Annotated in this window: 8 protein-coding genes; 1 reads left to right on the forward strand and 7 read right to left on the reverse strand. The window is 65.6% G+C overall.

Going from position 1 to position 16,423, the window contains the following annotated elements:
* Positions 1-4 precede the first annotated feature (4 nt).
* The 3 genes from AC07NX_RS10615 to AC07NX_RS10625 all read right to left on the reverse strand — a co-directional run bounded on the left by AC07NX_RS10615 (position 5) and on the right by AC07NX_RS10625 (position 4,104).
* Positions 5-2,512, reverse strand: a complete 2,508-nt coding sequence (locus AC07NX_RS10615; protein WP_494641635.1) for a TonB-dependent receptor — start codon at positions 2,510-2,512, stop codon at positions 5-7.
* Positions 2,513-2,614: 102 nt separating this feature from the next.
* Positions 2,615-3,595: a FecR family protein gene (locus tag AC07NX_RS10620; protein WP_494641637.1), complete on the reverse strand. Its 981-nt coding sequence runs from the start codon at positions 3,593-3,595 to the stop codon at positions 2,615-2,617.
* Complete coding sequence (locus tag AC07NX_RS10625) at positions 3,592-4,104, reverse strand: RNA polymerase sigma factor (RefSeq protein WP_494641639.1); 513 nt, start codon at positions 4,102-4,104, stop codon at positions 3,592-3,594. The genes AC07NX_RS10620 and AC07NX_RS10625 overlap by 4 nt, the downstream gene beginning before the upstream one ends.
* 457 nt (positions 4,105-4,561) lie before the next feature.
* Here AC07NX_RS10625 and AC07NX_RS10630 point away from each other — a divergent pair, with 457 nt between their 5' ends.
* Positions 4,562-6,499 carry a glycoside hydrolase family 127 protein gene (locus AC07NX_RS10630; RefSeq protein ID WP_494641641.1) on the forward strand — a complete coding sequence of 646 codons (1,938 nt, stop codon included), beginning with the start codon at positions 4,562-4,564 and terminating at the stop codon, positions 6,497-6,499.
* On the opposite strand, the gene AC07NX_RS10635 is transcribed toward AC07NX_RS10630, so the two are convergent.
* The 4 genes from AC07NX_RS10635 to AC07NX_RS10650 all read right to left on the reverse strand — a co-directional run bounded on the left by AC07NX_RS10635 (position 6,478) and on the right by AC07NX_RS10650 (position 16,356).
* Positions 6,478-9,693 carry a family 78 glycoside hydrolase catalytic domain gene (locus AC07NX_RS10635; protein ID WP_494641643.1) on the reverse strand — a complete coding sequence of 1,072 codons (3,216 nt, stop codon included), beginning with the start codon at positions 9,691-9,693 and terminating at the stop codon, positions 6,478-6,480. The two genes, AC07NX_RS10630 and AC07NX_RS10635, sit on opposite strands and share 22 nt — an antisense overlap.
* Positions 9,694-9,978: 285 nt before the next feature.
* Positions 9,979-11,499: a tryptophan halogenase family protein gene (locus AC07NX_RS10640; RefSeq protein WP_494641645.1), complete on the reverse strand. Its 1,521-nt coding sequence runs from the start codon at positions 11,497-11,499 to the stop codon at positions 9,979-9,981.
* Positions 11,500-11,685: 186 nt separating this feature from the next.
* A complete protein-coding gene (locus AC07NX_RS10645; protein ID WP_494641647.1) occupies positions 11,686-15,084 on the reverse strand; it encodes a TonB-dependent receptor in 3,399 nt (1,132 codons plus the stop codon).
* 372 nt (positions 15,085-15,456) lie between these two features.
* Entirely contained in the window at positions 15,457-16,356 is a 900-nt protein-coding gene (locus AC07NX_RS10650) for an IclR family transcriptional regulator (RefSeq protein WP_494641649.1), read from the reverse strand.
* Positions 16,357-16,423 lie beyond the last annotated feature (67 nt).

Genomic DNA, 16,423 nt, shown 5'->3' on the forward strand with positions numbered 1-16,423 from the left:
CCCGTCAGTTGAACTTCGCCGACAGCCGCATGCCGTAGAGGCGCGGCGGGGCGTAGAAGGCCGTGCCGTTGGTCGAGACCCCGGTCGTGGCGTTGGAGTTCGAATTGGTCTTCACCGCCTCGTCCTCAAGGTTGCGCACATAGGCCATCAGCGACCAGCGACCGTTCTCGCTGGCGTAGGTCAGGCTCAGATCGGTCTTGGTGAAGGCGCCCTGGCGGTTGGCGGCGAACCCGTGGAACTCCAGGTCCTTGGCGCTTTCGTAGTGGCTCTGGATCCGTCCAGTCAGGTTCGCGCCATTGGCGAGCTCGAAGGTGTGGGCGTAGCCGACGGTGATGCTCCAGTCAGGCGTTCGCGCCATGTGGCAACCCGAGAAATCACCCGCCCGCGGCGAGGGTTTGGTGTAGTCGGCCGTGTAGCAGTGCGACGTCGTCGCGTTGGCCGCGTTGTTCACGAACGGGTCGCCCAGCGGCAGGGTGAAGGTGTCGTAGCGACCGTGCAGCCAGGACAGGGTCAGATCGACGGAATCCGCGCGGGTGAGCTTGAAGTCGCTCTCGACCTCGACGCCGTAGATCACCGCCTTGCCGGCGTTGCGGGTGACCAGGGCGTTCTGGCCGGCGATGTTCTCGACCGCCGAGACCTGCAGGTCCCGGTAGGCATTGTAGAACCCGGCCACGTTCAGCCGCAGGCGCCGATCGAAGAACCGGTTCTTGGAACCGACCTCGTAGGCGGTGATGTGCTCGGGCGCGTAGGCGTTCGGCGGCAGGCCGTCGAAATAGCCGCCGGCCTTGTAGCCGGTCGAGGCCTGGGCGTAGAGCATCGAGGTCGGGCTGATGTCGTAGTCGACGCCCAGCTTCCAGTTCGTGGCGTTCCAGGTCTCGTCCGACAGGTTGCGCACGACCAGGGACAGGATCGAGAAGTCGGGTCTCAGCAGGAAGGTGTTGCCGCTGCGCCCCTTGTGGTCGTGGGTGTAGCGCGCGCCGGCGGTGATCCGCAGTTGGTCGGTCACCGAATAGGTCGCCTGACCGAAGGCCGCCGCCGAACGCGAGAAGATGTACGGCTGGAAGAACGCCAGGTAGTTGCCGTTGGCCTGCAGGATGCGGGTGTCGGTCGCGCTCTTCTCCATGAAGGAATAGAGGCCGGCCACCCACTTGAGCCTGCCGCTGTCCGCGCCCAGGCGCAGTTCCTGGGATTCGCTCCAGTTGTCCTGCGACTGATAGGTCGGACGGTGGTTGTCCGACGCCATGTTCTCGGTGACCGTATTGACGTCGACGTCGCGATGTCCGGCCAGGTAGGTCAGGGTCGCCCAGTCGAAGTCGTAGCTGGCTTCGAGCGTGACGTTCCTGAACGTGTTGTCCTGCGAGGTGTTGACCCTGGCGTTGGCCGCGTAGGGGTCGCCGGTTTCCAGCGGGTAGGCCACGTCGACGAAGCCGGCTCCGCCGCGATGCAGGTAGTCGCCGCGCAACAGCACCTTCAGCTTCTCGTTGGGCTGGTAGAGCGCCGACAGGCGGTACGCGGTGTCGTCCTGGTCGTTGCGGTCGTTGCCGCCCGTGCCCGGCCCCTTGTTCACCGCCTTCAGGTAGCCGTCGTGGCGACTGGTCTGGAAGGCCGCGCGCACGGCCAGGGCCTCGCCCAGCGGCAGGTTGACCATGCCCGAGGTGGTCAGGGCGGCGTAGTTGCCCACCTCGACGTCGAGCGCGCCCTGGTAGTCGTGCTTGGGCGCGTTGGTGATGATGTTGATCGCCCCGGCCGTGGCGTTGCGGCCGTACAGCGTGCCCTGCGGACCGCGCACGACCTCGACACGGTCCAGGTCGTAGAACGCCCCGCTGATCGCGTTGGCGCGCGAGACGTAGATGCCGTCGACATGCACGGCCACGGCCGGGTCGCCGACCACGGTGGTGTTGGTGCTGCCCACGCCGCGCATGAACACCTGGGCGTTGCCGCCGCCGCCGTTGCTGATCTGCAGGCTGGGGGCCTGGGCCGACAGGTCGACAATGTTCTTTATGCCCTGCTTGGCGAGGGCTTCGCCCGTCGCGGCCGACACGGCCAGCGGCACGGACTGCACCGTCTCGGCGCGACGCTGGGCGGTGACGACGACTTCTTCCACCGCGATCGGTTCGGCCGCGGCCTCGGCCCGAACCTGGGCGGGCGCCGAGGCCGGCGCGGCGACGCTCTGGCCGGCCACCCGGATCACTCCGGGCGCGTCGGCTCGTACGACGGCGAAGCCGTTCTGGGCGCGCACGAAGGTCAGGTTGGCGCCCTGCAGCAGGCGGCGCAGCGCCGCCTCGTCGTCATAGACGCCGACCACCGCGCTGGACCGCAGGCCTCGCACGCGGTCCTCGGTGAACGAGATCGGACGGCCGCTCTGCAACCCGAACTCCTTGAGCGCCCGGCCCAGGTCCTGGGCCTTGATGTGGTAGCTGCGTTCCTCGCCGTGCGCCGCGGTCGCGATCAGCGCCAGGGCGGCGCCTCCCATCAGCCACGGCGTCAGGCCGCCCCTCGCGTGGTGCGTCATTGTCCTGCTCCTCCCCACGGCATGTTCGCTGCCGTTTCAGGGTTAGAGCCGCCCCTGACGAAACACCTCAGCGGCGGAAGCAAAAAAAGTTCAAGCCTCTCCTCAAGGCGCCGTCAGAGCGTAGCCCGCGCCCGGCGCGCGACGCGCCAGACCCAGGGCTTCGGCCGAGGCGATGAAGGCTTCCGGATCCTTGGCCGGCAACACCGCGCTCATCCGTTGGCCGGCCACCTCGGGCGCCACCGTGATCGGCGTGGTGGAATAGCGGCCGAGTTCGGCGGCGATCACGCCCAGCGGCGCGTCGTCGAACACCAGGCGGCCTGAAACCCAGCCCTCGGCGCCGCGGGTGTCGGCGCGCGAAAGATTCCAGTCGCCGCCGTCGCGGGCGACCAGCTGGTAGCCGGCGTTCATGTCGACCGCGCTGGCCGCGCCGGCCATCGGACGGTCGGACTTGACCCGCACCCGCCCTTCCGAAAGCACGACCTTGAAGCTGGCGGGACGCAGATCGACGTCGAACTGGGTGCCCAGCGCCGTCACGCTGTGGTCGCCGGCCCGCACGACGAATGGATGGAGGCCATCCTTGGCCACCTTGAAGAAGGCCCGCCCCCGGACCAGTTCGAGCCGTCGCGTCTTGCCCGGCGCCCAGGCCCGCAGTTCGGAATTGGTGTCCAGCACGGCCAGGCTGCCGTCCGGCAAGCTGACGCTCATCGTCTGGCCCACCCGCGTCGCATAGCGGGTCGGCTGAGGCGCGACCAGGCCGGACAGGTAGCGCGCGCCCTGCCAGGCCGCCACGCCGCCCACGGCCAGCGCGACACAGGCGGCGATCGCCCCGATCACGCGGCGCGTCCGGCGTCGGCCGAGGGCGCCCCTGGCCTCTTCGCGCAGGCGCATCAGGCGCGGATCGGCCCTCAGGCCGTCGAGGTCGCCCCACAGGTACGCGGCCGCCTCGAACGCCTCGCGGTTAGCCGGGTCCGCATCCAGCCAGGTCTGGAACGCCATCTGGTCGTCGGGCGTGAGGGGGCCGGCGCGACGGCGGGCGAACCACTGGGCGATCTCACCGGCTCGATCTTGCAGGACCGCGTTCATCGATCGCGCCCTTCACGAAGGAACAAGGCCTTCAGGGCCGCCATCATGTGCTTCTCGACCGCGCTGACCGAAACGCCCAGCTCCCTCGCGATGCGCTGGTAGGTCATTTCCTCGAAGCGGTGCAGCAGAAAGACGTGGCGCGTGCGGGCTGGCAGATCGTCGAGAACCGAAAGCATGGCCTCGACGCCCTGTTTGCCGATCAGTGAGCGTTCGGGAGTCACCTCGTCGCGCGCCGCGAAGGCTTCGAGATCGTCGATCGCCTGCCAGGGCGGGCTCCGTCGATGCTGGCGCGACAGGACGCTGGCGGCCACGACGAAGATGTACCGCTCCAGATCCTGCACCGCCGCCGGATCGCGCAGGTTTAGCAAGCGCGCGAAGACCTCCTGCACCAGGTCGTCGACCTGCCCTCCCGGCGCGCGACGCCGGAAATAGCGCCGCAGACCGGGTTCATAGGCCAACAGATCCAGCGCCGCCGATGGCGATGGCGCCTTGAGAGGATCGGACGTCATGAATCCTCCAGACGGGGAATACCGTAGGGCTAGAGTCCGAGAATCCGAAAGACCTCACCCCGCTTCATCTTTTTTCGGCGACCGGCGGACGCGCCTTGGCGACCAGGCCGTCTCAGCCGCGCGGCGACGACGGCGTCCGCCGATCCATCGGCAAGGCCCTGGCCCAGCAGGCCTGATCGGCGCCCGAAGCCTGGTCGCGGAAGCTCCGTGAACGGATCACACAGAGGCCCCGCCCCCGAATCTGCCCCTTCGAAATTTACAAGTGAAAGCTCGTGGTGCTAATGAAAATATCCTGGCACGAAGAGGCGGCGACCGCCCCGCGGGTCGCCACGATCGCTCAGGAACGGGCAGGCGCTCGTCCACGACGATCGCCAGGCGCACTTAGGCGCTTCGTCTCGTAACCAGGCTGCACTATCATAACTCAGACAATACGAACATGAGCATTAGGGGTTTAACGATGACCGACGAACGCCGCGTGGGCCGCTCGCGCCGAGCTTTCCTGGCGGGCGCCGGGACGGGCGCGCTGATGGCGAGTTTCCCGGTCTTCGGGGCCGGGGCGGCTTCGGCGCGGACGACAGGGCAACCGACGGCGAGGCTGCGGCCCTTCGATCTGGCGGACGTGACCCTGGATGACGGCCCGTTCCTGCATGCGCAGCGCAAGACCGAGGCCTATCTGCTCGCGCTGCAGCCCGATCGCATGCTGCACAATTTCCGGGTCAATGCGGGACTCAAGCCCAAGGCGCCGGTCTATGGCGGCTGGGAGTCGGAGCCCACCTGGGCCCAGATCAACTGCCATGGCCACACGCTCGGACACTATCTGTCCGCGTGCTCCCTCACCTACCGCTCGACCGGCGACCAAAGGTTCAAGGCCAGGACCGAATACATCGCCCGCGAACTGGCCGAGTGCCAGAAGGCGGCGAACACGGGGCTGGTCTGCGCCTTCCCGGACGGACCGGCCCTGGTCACGGCGCATCTGCGCGGCGAGAAGATCACCGGGGTGCCCTGGTACACGCTGCACAAGGTGTATGCCGGTCTGCGCGACGCCGTGGTCCTGACCGACAGCGACACGGCGCGCGCCGTGCTGCTGAGATTCGCCGATTGGGCGGTGGTGGCGACCCGCCCCCTGAGCGACGCGCAGTTCGAAACCATGCTCGAAACGGAGCACGGCGGCATGAACGAGGTCTTCGCGGACCTCTACGCGATGACCGGCAACGCCGATTACCGTCAGATGGCGGAACGCTTCTCGCAGAAGGCGATCATGACGCCCCTCGCCGCCGGCCGTGACCATCTCGACGGCCTGCACGCCAACACCCAGTTGCCGAAGATCGTCGGCTTCCAGCGCGTCTGGGAAATCACGGGGAAGCCCGAATACCGGGACGCGTCGATCTTCTTCTGGAAGACAGTGGCGCTCACGCGCTCCTTCGCCACAGGCGGCCATGGCGACAACGAGCATTTCTTCCCGATGGCCAACTTCGCCGAGCACGTCTTCTCGGCCAAGGGCTCGGAGACATGCTGCCAGCACAACATGCTCAAGCTCACCCGCGCCATGTTCCTGCACGACCCGCAAGCGGCCTATGCCGACTATTACGAGCGGACGCTGTACAACGGCATCCTCGCCTCGCAGGATCCGGACACCGGCATGGTGACCTACTTCCAGGGGGCGCGCCCGGGCTACATGAAGCTCTACCACACGCCCGAGGACTCGTTCTGGTGCTGCACCGGCACGGGCATGGAGAACCACGTCAAGTATCGCGACTCGATCTACTTCCATGACGACGCTTCGATATATGTGAACCTCTTTGCGCCCTCCTCGGTCAGGTGGAAGGAAAAAGGGGCGGTGCTCACCCAGACCACGACCTTCCCCGAAACGCCGACGACGAAGCTGCGGTGGACGCTGCAGCGGCCGACGGACGCCACGCTGAAGCTGCGCCATCCCCATTGGAGCCGGGAGGCCGTCGTCCTGGTCAACGGCGCCGAAGCGCTGCGGTCGACCGATCCGGGCGGCTATATCCAGCTTGCCCGCACCTGGCGAACCGGCGACGAAGTGGAACTGCGCCTCACGATGGAGGTGGGCGTGCAGAGCGCGCCGGCCGCGCCCGACATCGTCGCCTTCACCTATGGGCCGCTGGTGCTCGCGGGCGCCTTGGGACGCGAAGGATTGTCGCCGGGGGCCGACATCGTCGTCAACGAACGCAAGTACGGGCAATACAACGACACGCCCTTTACCCCGCCGACCCTGGCCGGCGATCCCGAGACGATCGCGGACGGCGTGCGCGCCGGGGATCGCCCGCTGGAGTTCACCATCCTGTCAGCCGAGCAGCGGCCGGTTCGCCTGATCCCCTACCATCGTATCGCGCACGAGCGCTACGCGACCTACTGGCGACTGAACGCGTAGTCGCCGGCCCCGACCTCCAAGGTCAGCCGGTCTCCGGTCGCGACGAGAATCCGGACGTCGGTCCGTCCCTGAACTGGCCGGCCGCTTTCCCGCCAGCGTCGCGCGCCGGGCAGATGGACCTCGGCCGTCGCGTTCGGCGGCACGGTGAGCTTGAGGCCGGACAAGCCGGCCGCGTCGCCGCTCACCTGGGTGGAGATCAGGCCGAGGCTGGATCGGTATGACGCCCTGACGCCGCCGACCTGCGGCAGGAACAGCGGATCGACCCTGATCCTCCGGAAGCCGGGGCTCGCCGGCGCGATGCCGGCCAGGCGCCGGTAGTAGAAGCCGCACACCGCGCCGTAGGCGTAGTGGTTGAAGCTGTTCATCGCCAGATCGCCGGTGTCGCCGTTCCACCGCTCCCACATCGTCGTGGCGCCCTTGATCGGCATGTAGCCCCATGAGGGATAGCCGGTCTGCAGCAGCAGGCCCGCGACCACGTCGTCGTGACCGGCGTCGGCCAGCACGTCGAGCAGATACGGGGTTCCGAGGAAACCCGTCGACAGCTTCATGCCCCGCCGTCTGATGTCGTCGGCGAGCACCTGGGCCGAACGCGCCCGATGTTCCTCCGGCACGAGGCCGAAGTGAAGCGCCAGGACCTGGCTGGTCTGGCTGCCGTTGCCGGCCGCGCCGTCGCCACGCATCAGATGGGCGGCGAAGGCTTTTTTGATACGGCCGAACAGATCGCGATGCCGCGCCGCCTCGGCCCTCCGGCCGGTCGCCGTCGCCATCTCGGCCATGATCCGCGCGCAATGGCCCCAATAGGCCGTCGCGCACAGCACCCGCGGGGTCGTCTCGTCGCCCGCCCAGGTCCCGTCGACCGAGAGCCAGTCACCCAGGTCGCAACCCCGGCCGTTGCGCCAGATGAAGTCCGGATTGCGTGAGCCGAGATAGTCCATCCACCGGGTCATCGCCGGCCAGTTCTCATCGATGACCGCGGTGTCGCCGTAGCGCCGCCACAGGGTCCAGGGCAGGATCACGCCGGCCTCCGACCAGCCGGCCGTGACCGTCTCGCCGAACGACCGGGGCGCCGGCGTCACGATGGGATAGGCGCCGTTTGGGCTTTGGCCGGCGCGGACCTCGGCCAGGTAGCGACGGATGAAGGCGTCGACGTCCATGTTGAACGCGGCCGCGTCGAGAAAAACCTGGATGTCCCCCGTCCACCCCATCCGCTCGTCGCGCTGCGGACAGTCGGTGGGCACGCCGAAGAAGTTCGATCTCTGGCTCCAGAGCGCGTTTTGCCAGACCTGCTGCAGCAGGGCGTTGTCCAGCGACATCTCGCCGGTCGGCGCGCAGTCGCTGAAGACCACCACGCCCACGACGTCCGTCGCCGAGGGCTTTCCCGGATAACCCTCGACCTGGACGTAGCGGAACCCGTGATAGGTGAAATGCGGCTCATAGACTTCGCCGGCCGCATCGCCGCGCAAGGTATAGACGTCGCGGGCCAGCGCCTCGCGCAGATTGGCCTGGTCGACCTCCCCCGAGGGCTTCAGGTACTCGGCGAACTTGAGCGTGACCGACCGCCCCGCCTCGCCGCGCGCCTTCAGGCGGACATGGCCCGCGAAATTCTGGCCGAAGTCGAACACATGCACGCCGGGCCTGGGCTCGGCGATCTTCTCGGCCATGCGGGTCATCTGGGCCTTGAGACGCGGACTGGTCTGGGGAACCAGGCGACCGCGAGGCGCCTCGCCGACCTTGGCCACGGCCCAGGCGCTGGCGTCGAAATCCGGCAGATCCCACCCGGGGACCTCCAGCCGGGCGTCATAAACCTCGCCGTTATAGATCTCCGACTGAAGGATCGGCGAGGCCGCCACGCGCCAGTCGGGGCCGGTCGACACCCAGTCGTGGCTTCCGTCGGCGAAGTCCAGGCGCAGCTGCATCATCAGGCGACGCGGCGGCGGACCCAGGCTGTAGCGCTGGTTGTGCCAGGTGAAGGCGCTGGCGTAGAAGCCGTCCCCGACCAGGGCGCAAAGGCTGTTGACGCCGTCGACGATCAGGTCGCCGACGTCGTGGACCTGGTAGAAGAGATGGTCGTCGACGACGCTGATCTCGGGGGCCAGCCGCGCTTCGCCGACCAGCCGGCCGTTGATCGACGCCTCGTAGGCGCCCAAGGCGGTGGCGTACAGCCGCGCGCCGACGACGGGCTTGGCCGGCGTAAACGTCGTGCGCATCTGCAAAGCCGGCTCGGCGGGCAAAGGATAGGTTTTGGCGCGGTCGTTGACGACCCGCGCGGCGGTCCACCCCTTCGGCTCGAAATCAGGTTCGGTCCAGTCCGTCGGCGGCCTGTCCGCCGCCTTCCAATTCGATCCGCTGCCGATCCGCTGGACCGAGCCATCGGCGAGGTGCAGGCGGATCAGGCTGGCCACCGCCCCGCCCGTCACCGGGAAGAAGTCGCCCGTCTGCTGCGAGACCAGCAGGCAAAGCGAGTTCCTCCCCGGTCGAACCGCCATCGGCGCCGGCCGCAGGACGCCCCAGCTGGGATTGAGCGGCAGGCTCCAGGGAACCGGCTGGCCGTTGGCCCAAACGGCATGGAGCACGTCCTTGGCCGTCACCAGCACCTCGGCCCGGACCAAGGTCGGCGGGGCCTCGAAATCCAGCCGATAGGCGCGCGGCTTGTCGTCCAGCACGTCGCCGGCCCACACCCAGTCGACGCCGGCGGTCCGGTCGGCCGCCGCGAACGGGTCCTCGGCCACCAGCCACTGGCCGCGCCAGTCGTCCGGCCCGGTGAGGCCGGCCTCGAACCAGGCGGGCTCGGACACGACGACGCGCCCGTGGTTGTCATGGACCTCGACGCTCCACCAGACCCGCTGCTGCGAGCGCAGGTCCGGCCCGCCGAAGCGGATGTCCAGGCTGGCGTCGGAGTCGACCAGGCCGCTGTCCCAGAGATCGGCCAGGCCCGCCGCCACGTCGCTCCGCTTCGCGCCGGCCCGGATCCGATAGGCGGTCTGCGCCAGGCCGCGCCCGGAGCCGGTCAGCCGCCAGGACAGGCGCGGCCGGGCCACCGCCGTCCCCAGCAGTCCGGCGGTGTTCTCGGCGCGCAGATCGACGACGGCCAGCTTCGCCGACGTCGCGCTGGCGGAGGCCGAGCTTGCGACGGCGGAAGCCGCGGTCGCGAGACTGGAGGCGGCGAGAAACCGGCGACGGTTCATGGACGGCATGCGAAACCTCCCGTCGGGCAGTCAGGAAGCCTGTGCCGGAGCCGTCCCGCTGACGCTCGCCTTGCGCCTGACCTTGCGGCCTGGGCCGCCAAAGCGACCTGCATGACCGCCCTCCCCCCACGACGCGGCCCATCGCCAGCGCTCTCATTGCATTAGTCAGACAAATGACCTGGAGCGGTCTCCGTGTCAAAGCTCGATTGAAGGCCGCACAACAGCCGATTGGAGCGCCCCATTTGGAAGGCGAAGGTGGATTCGATTCCGGCCCCGCCCGGCCGGCCTGCGCGATCAGGCCCCCGCGGCCGTGGCCGGCGCCGCTTGGGGAGCCTTGCAGTAAAGATCGATGAAATCCTGGTGCGAAACGACCGCCTGCGCCGAACGCACGATCTCTTCCCGGCGCAGTTTCATGCCCGTGCGGATCTGCTCCAACGGATGGAGATCGGCCGATATGTTGTAGCGCGCCGGAACGACGCCGTTGCCCAGCAGGATGGCGACCCAACTCGGCTCCATATAGGATTCGGAATCGCTCAGGGCGACTTGTCCGCTGGCGTTCCAGACATCCAGCTTGTGCCGAAGGCTGTCGGGTATCTCCATGTCGCGGCACGCCGACCACAAGGCCTCGGGACGGCGCGACAGGTGATAGTGCGCGATGATGAAGTCGCGGATGCGTTCGATCTCGCGGGTGGAGAGCTCGTTATATTCGTTGCGCAGAACGGGATCGATGGTCCGTTCGGGGAAGTATCGAAGCAGCTTCAAGACCCCCATGACGATCAACTGCAGCCCGGTCGATTCCAGGGGTTCGAGGAAATTGGAGGCGAAACCGATGCCCACGCAATTGCGGTTCCAGAACTGCTTGCGATGGCCGGAGGTGAAGCGGAACAACCGCGGCTCGGCCAGCGGTTCGCCGTCGATATCGCCCAGCAAGGCCTCGCGCGCCGCGTCGTCGCTCCAGAAATCCGAACTATAGACCATGCCATTGCCGCTGCGATGCTGCAGCGGAATGGTCCAGCGCCAGCCCCCGGCGTGCGCGGTGGATCGCGTGAACGGCGTGGGCGCGCCGGTGCGTTTCGACGGCACGGCCATGGCGCTGTTGCAAAGCAGCCAGCGCGACCAGTCGACAAACGGCGTGCCCAACGCCTTTCCCAGCAGTTCGGACGCGAAACCGGTGCAATCCAGGAACAGGTCGCCGGGAACCGTGACGCCATTGGCGAGATGGATGGCGGCGATATTGCCGGACTCGCCATCCAGATCGACGTGCGTCATCTTGCCTTCGATACGCTGGACGCCCAGCTCGGTCGCCACGTCCCGCAGATAGCGGGCGTACAGCGTCGCATCGAAATGATAGGCGTGGTGATAGCGTGAATTCTGCGGATCGCTCGGGGCGAATTTGTTGTTCTTCGCGACGGCGTAGGCGAACGAATAGTCATCGATCGGATGGTCGTCGCCGGATTGCCGCACTCTCAGCCAGTAATGGTGGGTCGACACCCCTTCGACCGGGTGGCCATAGTCGCTGAACGCGTGGAAATGGCGGTTTCCGGCAACGCCCCAGTCGCAGAATTCAATGCCCAGCTTGAACGTGCCCTGGGTGCGGCGAATGAAGTCGAATTCATCGATGCCGAGCATGGCGTTGCATTGCGCCAACAGCGGCACCGTGGCCTCGCCGACGCCGATGATGCCGATCTCCTCGGACTCGACCAGAGTGATGCGCGTCCGATGGCGATCCGTCTTCTTGGCCAGTAGCGCGGCCGCGATCCACCCCGCCGCGCCACCGCCCAGAATGACGATTTCCTGTTGCTGGCCGCTGTTCATAAACATGCCTCGCCATGAACATACCCGGCACCCTGCCCAGCGAATGGGTTTCAGGCCTATGCGGGGGTTGGATATCGGTCAAGACGCGCCAACCGGCCGCGCCCGTGACCTGCGACCGGGCATGAACCGGCCTATTCAAAAGGGGAAGGGCGCTTCTCGACGAAGCGCCCTTCCCCATTCAGACCATTAGAAGCGCATCCGCGCGGTGAGCTCGTAGCGCCGGTCGCTGACGTTATGGTCGTAGGGCGCGAACGCGCCAGGCACGGGCTCCTGAAGGGTTTTCGATTTGGTGTCGAGAAGGTTGTTCGCGTTGAACGAGACAGAAACCTTTTCAGTCAACTTATAGTCGAAACCCATATCCAGGTAACCGGCCGCCGCCATGTAGGCTGGAACCATGTTGTACACGGGATAGGAATGGGCGTCGTCAAAGTTGGTCGGGCTAGTGTTGAGTATATAGGGATTGCCGCCGCTCGTCGCATAGGACAGCGGATTGACGTTGGTCGACAGCAGCGCCTTGTCGCGCCAGTTGTACGCCAGACGGAAATTGACCTTCTTGTAGCTGTACAGCAACTGGATATTGTAGGCCCACTTCGACATCCCGGCATAGGGGAGGTTGGAGTAGGTCTGCGGAACCGTGCCGTCCGGATTGAGGCCCTCCTGGAGGCCGCCGGGCGGGGGGGGAGTCAACACGTTGTTGGCCTGCTGGGCAGGGTTGCTGCTGTCGATGTAGGTCACGTTGCCTTCGATACCCAGGCCGCGAAACACTCCCGGCAGTTGGTCAAAGAACTTGCGGCCGCCGATCTCGAAGCCCTTGATATGAGCCTTTTTCGTCGCGGTTCTATTCTGCATATAGACCCACGGAAGATCCAAGCTTGTCAGCGTCCCGACTCGCGGCTGGCCGGCTGGGGGCGGAGCACCGGTGTAGGCGATCACCGGAACGGGAAGATTATTGGTGACGAAAGAATAAAACTGCGGATGATCCTCGATCTGCTTGGCGAACACATCGACATAGAAGAAGCTGGACGACGACGGATAGAATTCGAACGTCACATCCTCGCTAGTGATCATGGTCGGCTTCAGATTGGCGCCCCCGCCGTTGACGACAACACCTGTGAGAATCGGTTTTGCCTGGCTATTGGTGGAGTTTTCGAGCTGCCTGGGGCCGATCGAACCGCCCGCACGAATGTCATTGAGATTCGGCGGAGCAGACGACACCGACGCCGCACCGCGCACGATGAACTTGTCGGTTACGTCGAACTTGATGTTAAACGAAGGCAGAACCCGCGTATAACTATAGCTGCGGTTCTGCGGGGTATAAACAAAATCCTCTCCGTCTTCAGGTGGAATAAATCCATAGACCGTCGGGAATGTAGCGCCCGGTAGACCTTGCTCCGCGTTGAAGTATGCGGTGCTGTCCGCTTCGCTCAAGGCGAATTCCGCACTGTTTGCCGTCCTCAGCAGACCGCTCGCCCGCAGAGATTCGTGGAATACACGAACGCCGATGTTGCCCGAGAACGCCGGAACGAATCCGATACCATCATGCGCGAACTTGGCCTGGACATAGACGGCCTTGTTGACGATGCGGCTATCGGTCCTGTTCAAGCCCTGATCGATATACTCTTTCCAAAACTCATCCGCGGTCCGGGGCTGCCCGTCGTCGCTTGGCTGCCCGTTATACGTCTTGAGCAAATGATACCAGTCATAGCTCTGCAAGAGCGATCGGCTGGGGACGAGAAGCTGCGCCGGAAGGGGCGCTTTCCCGCCGAAGAAATTCGAGAAGGTGGAGACTTCATAGTCCGACTGCCGGACATTCGAGTTGGTGAGATATTGAATATTCCCCGGCCCATACGTCGGGTCCCCCGGATGCGGCCCCCACGGGTTCTGCAGCCAGGATTGACCCAGCGGCGCCCAGTAGGTCCCCACGTTGTCGTCGTTCTCGATGCGGTTGGCCGTTCGAGCGCCGACAGTGATGCTGCGCAGGAATCCATCGTCGCTGACCCGGTATTCAAGGTCGAGATTGGCGGCCACCATCTCCCCCTTGTTATTGGGTTTATGATAGGCCATCGAGGATAGGTACGCGCTATTCCTATCGAGCAGGGCGGCGGTGGGCAGGCCAGACAAAGTCGGCAGCGACCCCGTCAGATCGACGTCCATCGAGGTGACCAGCGGATTGCTCTGATTGAGAGCGACAAACATGTTCTGCCCGGTCGCTCGCGACCTGACATATTGCGCGGCGCCACGCACGGCCACCCGGTCCCCGGGGGTCCAGACGAAGCTCTGCGAAATATCCAGCGTGGAGTTCTTGCTGTGCGAGGCCGTCGCCCCGCCGCTCGGGTTGAACGTGCCGGCGGGGCCGCATTGCGCCAGAACGGCGCCCGGCGACCAGTCCCACTGAATCGTCGACGCGGGAATGCCATAGGTGGCGCCGCAATCGATCATATACTGGGCGGGGAACCAGGAGCCGTTCGCTGCCCGAAAACTGTCGCTCGCGGTCGTGTTCCCCCAATCCACCGAATTGCCGGTGGAACCGACCGTGAGGCGCCCTTTCCGGAAGGCGCCATTGGCGTCATATTCAACCGGACTGCCGACCACGGGCATAACGGCGGACGCCGCGGACGGGCTAGAACCCACGCTACCGCTGTTCCCCTCACTATCCTCGATATATTGCGAGAAGAACACGTTGTTGGTCAGCGTCAGGTTCGAACTCGGCTTCCACTGAAGGGCCTGATAGAAGCCGTATCGGTCGCGCTGGCTCTTGTTGGTGTTCCAGTTGAACGAGCTGGGAACAAAGGCAAGATCGTCGTCACGCGTGGAGGTCGGCACCCACTGGCCGAACATGGCGCCGACCTGCAGGTTGCTGCTCTGCTGGTGCAGACGGCTGTAGGCCAGGTCCCACAACACGCCAAATTCGCCGATGTTGGTGTCGAAACGCTTCGAGAACATGGCGGAGACGCGGGGCGAAGCCTTCTTCACCTGGGTGCCGTAGCTGCCGCCCGCGGTGACGTTGAACTGGGTGTCCTTGAAGTCGAAGGGCTGATGCGTGCGAAGGTTGATCGAGGACGCGCCCCCTTCGACGAGGTCGGCGCGCGACGCCTTGTAGACATCGACCCCGGCCATCAGCTCGGGCGTGACTTCGTTCCAGCTGATGGCGCTCGCGCCGTTGGCGCTGAACAGCTGCCGCCCGTTGAGCATGCTCGAATTGAAGGGAAGGCCGCGCACGGTGACGCCCGTGCCTTCGATCTGGAACGCGGTGTTGCCGCCGTTGGCCCCAACGAAACGCGAGATCGACACGCCCGACACGCGCTGAAGAACTTCGGTGATCGACGCGTCGGGCAGCCTGCCGGCCTCGTCGGCGACGATCGAGTCGACGATCGTGTCGGCGTTCCTCTTGATCTCGATGGCGCTCTGCAGCGCGCGGCGACGCGCGGTGACGACCACTTCCTTCACGGTGTCGACGACTTGATCGCCCTTGGCCGCGGGGGGCGCATCCTGCGCCGCGGCGCTGTCGAACGCTGTCAATGCACAGAGCGCGCCAAGCGAAGCGCCGGCAACGAGCAACCGGCGCGTGCGGATCGAATTCTTCACGTCAACTCCCCTCCCCAGGGTCCCTTTTCGACGCCGGTCGACCGACGTCACTTTCACATATGCTATCTGTTTTCATTTTTATAAGTCAACGATGTTTCATATGTGTCAGCTCGGGAATGTCGGCCGACACCTTTTTCGAACAACCGAAGCACACCGCGCGCCGTCGGCTCGCAGCCAGGGCGAAACCCGCCCCGCCAGAGGCGCTCATCCGATTGTGGGAAATGGGCGTGGCGCGACGGCCAAGGGCGCCCGCGCTCGTCGCTGGATCAAAGATCCACGGCAAATAGCTCTATGGTGCGACTGGGTCGTGGTCGGCCATGGGCTGCCGCCCCTCGAAGCGCCAGGCGTCGCCAGGCAAGCCGGGGCCGCCGTCTAGGCTGGGAAATTGTCTTTTTGCCGCAAGTTCCGAGACTTGCCTTTCACCGCCCCTCCCCTCGCGCGGCTCTCGACCGACAAGGGGGCGATGCGTTCATCCCGTTCGAACCAGCCCAGTTCCGTGGAGACGCGCTTGCTGGTCGACGCCAGTTCGGCCTGGGCGGCGTACTCGTCAAAGATCTGCAAGCCGTCGATGCGAACCATGAAGGGTATGGTCAAGGCGGCCACGACACGGCCGCCAAGCCCAAAGATCGGGTAGCTTATGTCGGTCACGCCGCTGATGCGTGAACTCGGTCGCATCTCAAAGCCGCGGCTACGGACGAGCTTGAGGCGGCTCATCAAGGCCGCGCGATCCTTGGGCGACAAGGCCGCGTCAGCGTCAAGAACATCGGCGACCCACGCATCGTCGCCGAAAGCCAGCAGCACCTGTCCGGAGCAGCTCCGCACAAGATCCAGATCCGCGCCGAGCCTTACAATAAAGGCGGTGTCGCCGGGGTTCTGCTGCCTCAGCACGACGAGGCCTCGCCGGCCGTTCGGCATGACCAAGTGACAAGACTGGTCAATCTTGTCGGCTATTTCGCGCATATACGGGCTGGCCACAACAGTCAGCTCTTCAGCCGGCGTCGCGCGAAAGACAATTTCCAGAATTCTGGGATTTACACTATATTGATCCGTCTCCGGATCTTTATTCAACCATCGCCGACGCTCCATGACGACGATGATCCGAAAAATCTCACCGATTGAAAGGTTGAGACCGGCGGCGATTTCACTGGCCGTCAGGCCGCGGGGCGCCCGGGCCAGCAGTTCGATGACATTGAAGCCTCTCTCGAGCGCCGGCGCGGAATAGGTCTTCGGCGCCGGACGCTGTTCCTGGTCGCGTGTCGAGGAGGAGCTCATGCCGAGATGGGTATCCCATGAGTTTTACCTTGGCAAGCTGCTCGCACCCGGAGAGACTTGGCGGGCC

It is taken from the genome of Caulobacter sp. GW821-FHT09A05 (assembly GCF_059418465.1).

Bases quoted from the DNA above. Each gene is read 5' to 3' on its own strand.
- AC07NX_RS10640 (WP_494641645.1), bottom strand. From the start codon at position 11,499: ATGAACAGCGGCCAGCAACAGGAAATCGTCATTCTGGGCGGTGGCGCG.
- AC07NX_RS10620 (WP_494641637.1), bottom strand. From the start codon at position 3,595: ATGAACGCGGTCCTGCAAGATCGAGCCGGTGAGATCGCCCAGTGGTTC.
- AC07NX_RS10635 (WP_494641643.1), bottom strand. From the start codon at position 9,693: ATGCCGTCCATGAACCGTCGCCGGTTTCTCGCCGCCTCCAGTCTCGCG.
- AC07NX_RS10625 (WP_494641639.1), bottom strand. From the start codon at position 4,104: ATGACGTCCGATCCTCTCAAGGCGCCATCGCCATCGGCGGCGCTGGAT.
- AC07NX_RS10650 (WP_494641649.1), bottom strand. From the start codon at position 16,356: ATGAGCTCCTCCTCGACACGCGACCAGGAACAGCGTCCGGCGCCGAAG.
- AC07NX_RS10615 (WP_494641635.1), bottom strand. From the start codon at position 2,512: ATGACGCACCACGCGAGGGGCGGCCTGACGCCGTGGCTGATGGGAGGC.
- AC07NX_RS10630 (WP_494641641.1), top strand. From the start codon at position 4,562: ATGACCGACGAACGCCGCGTGGGCCGCTCGCGCCGAGCTTTCCTGGCG.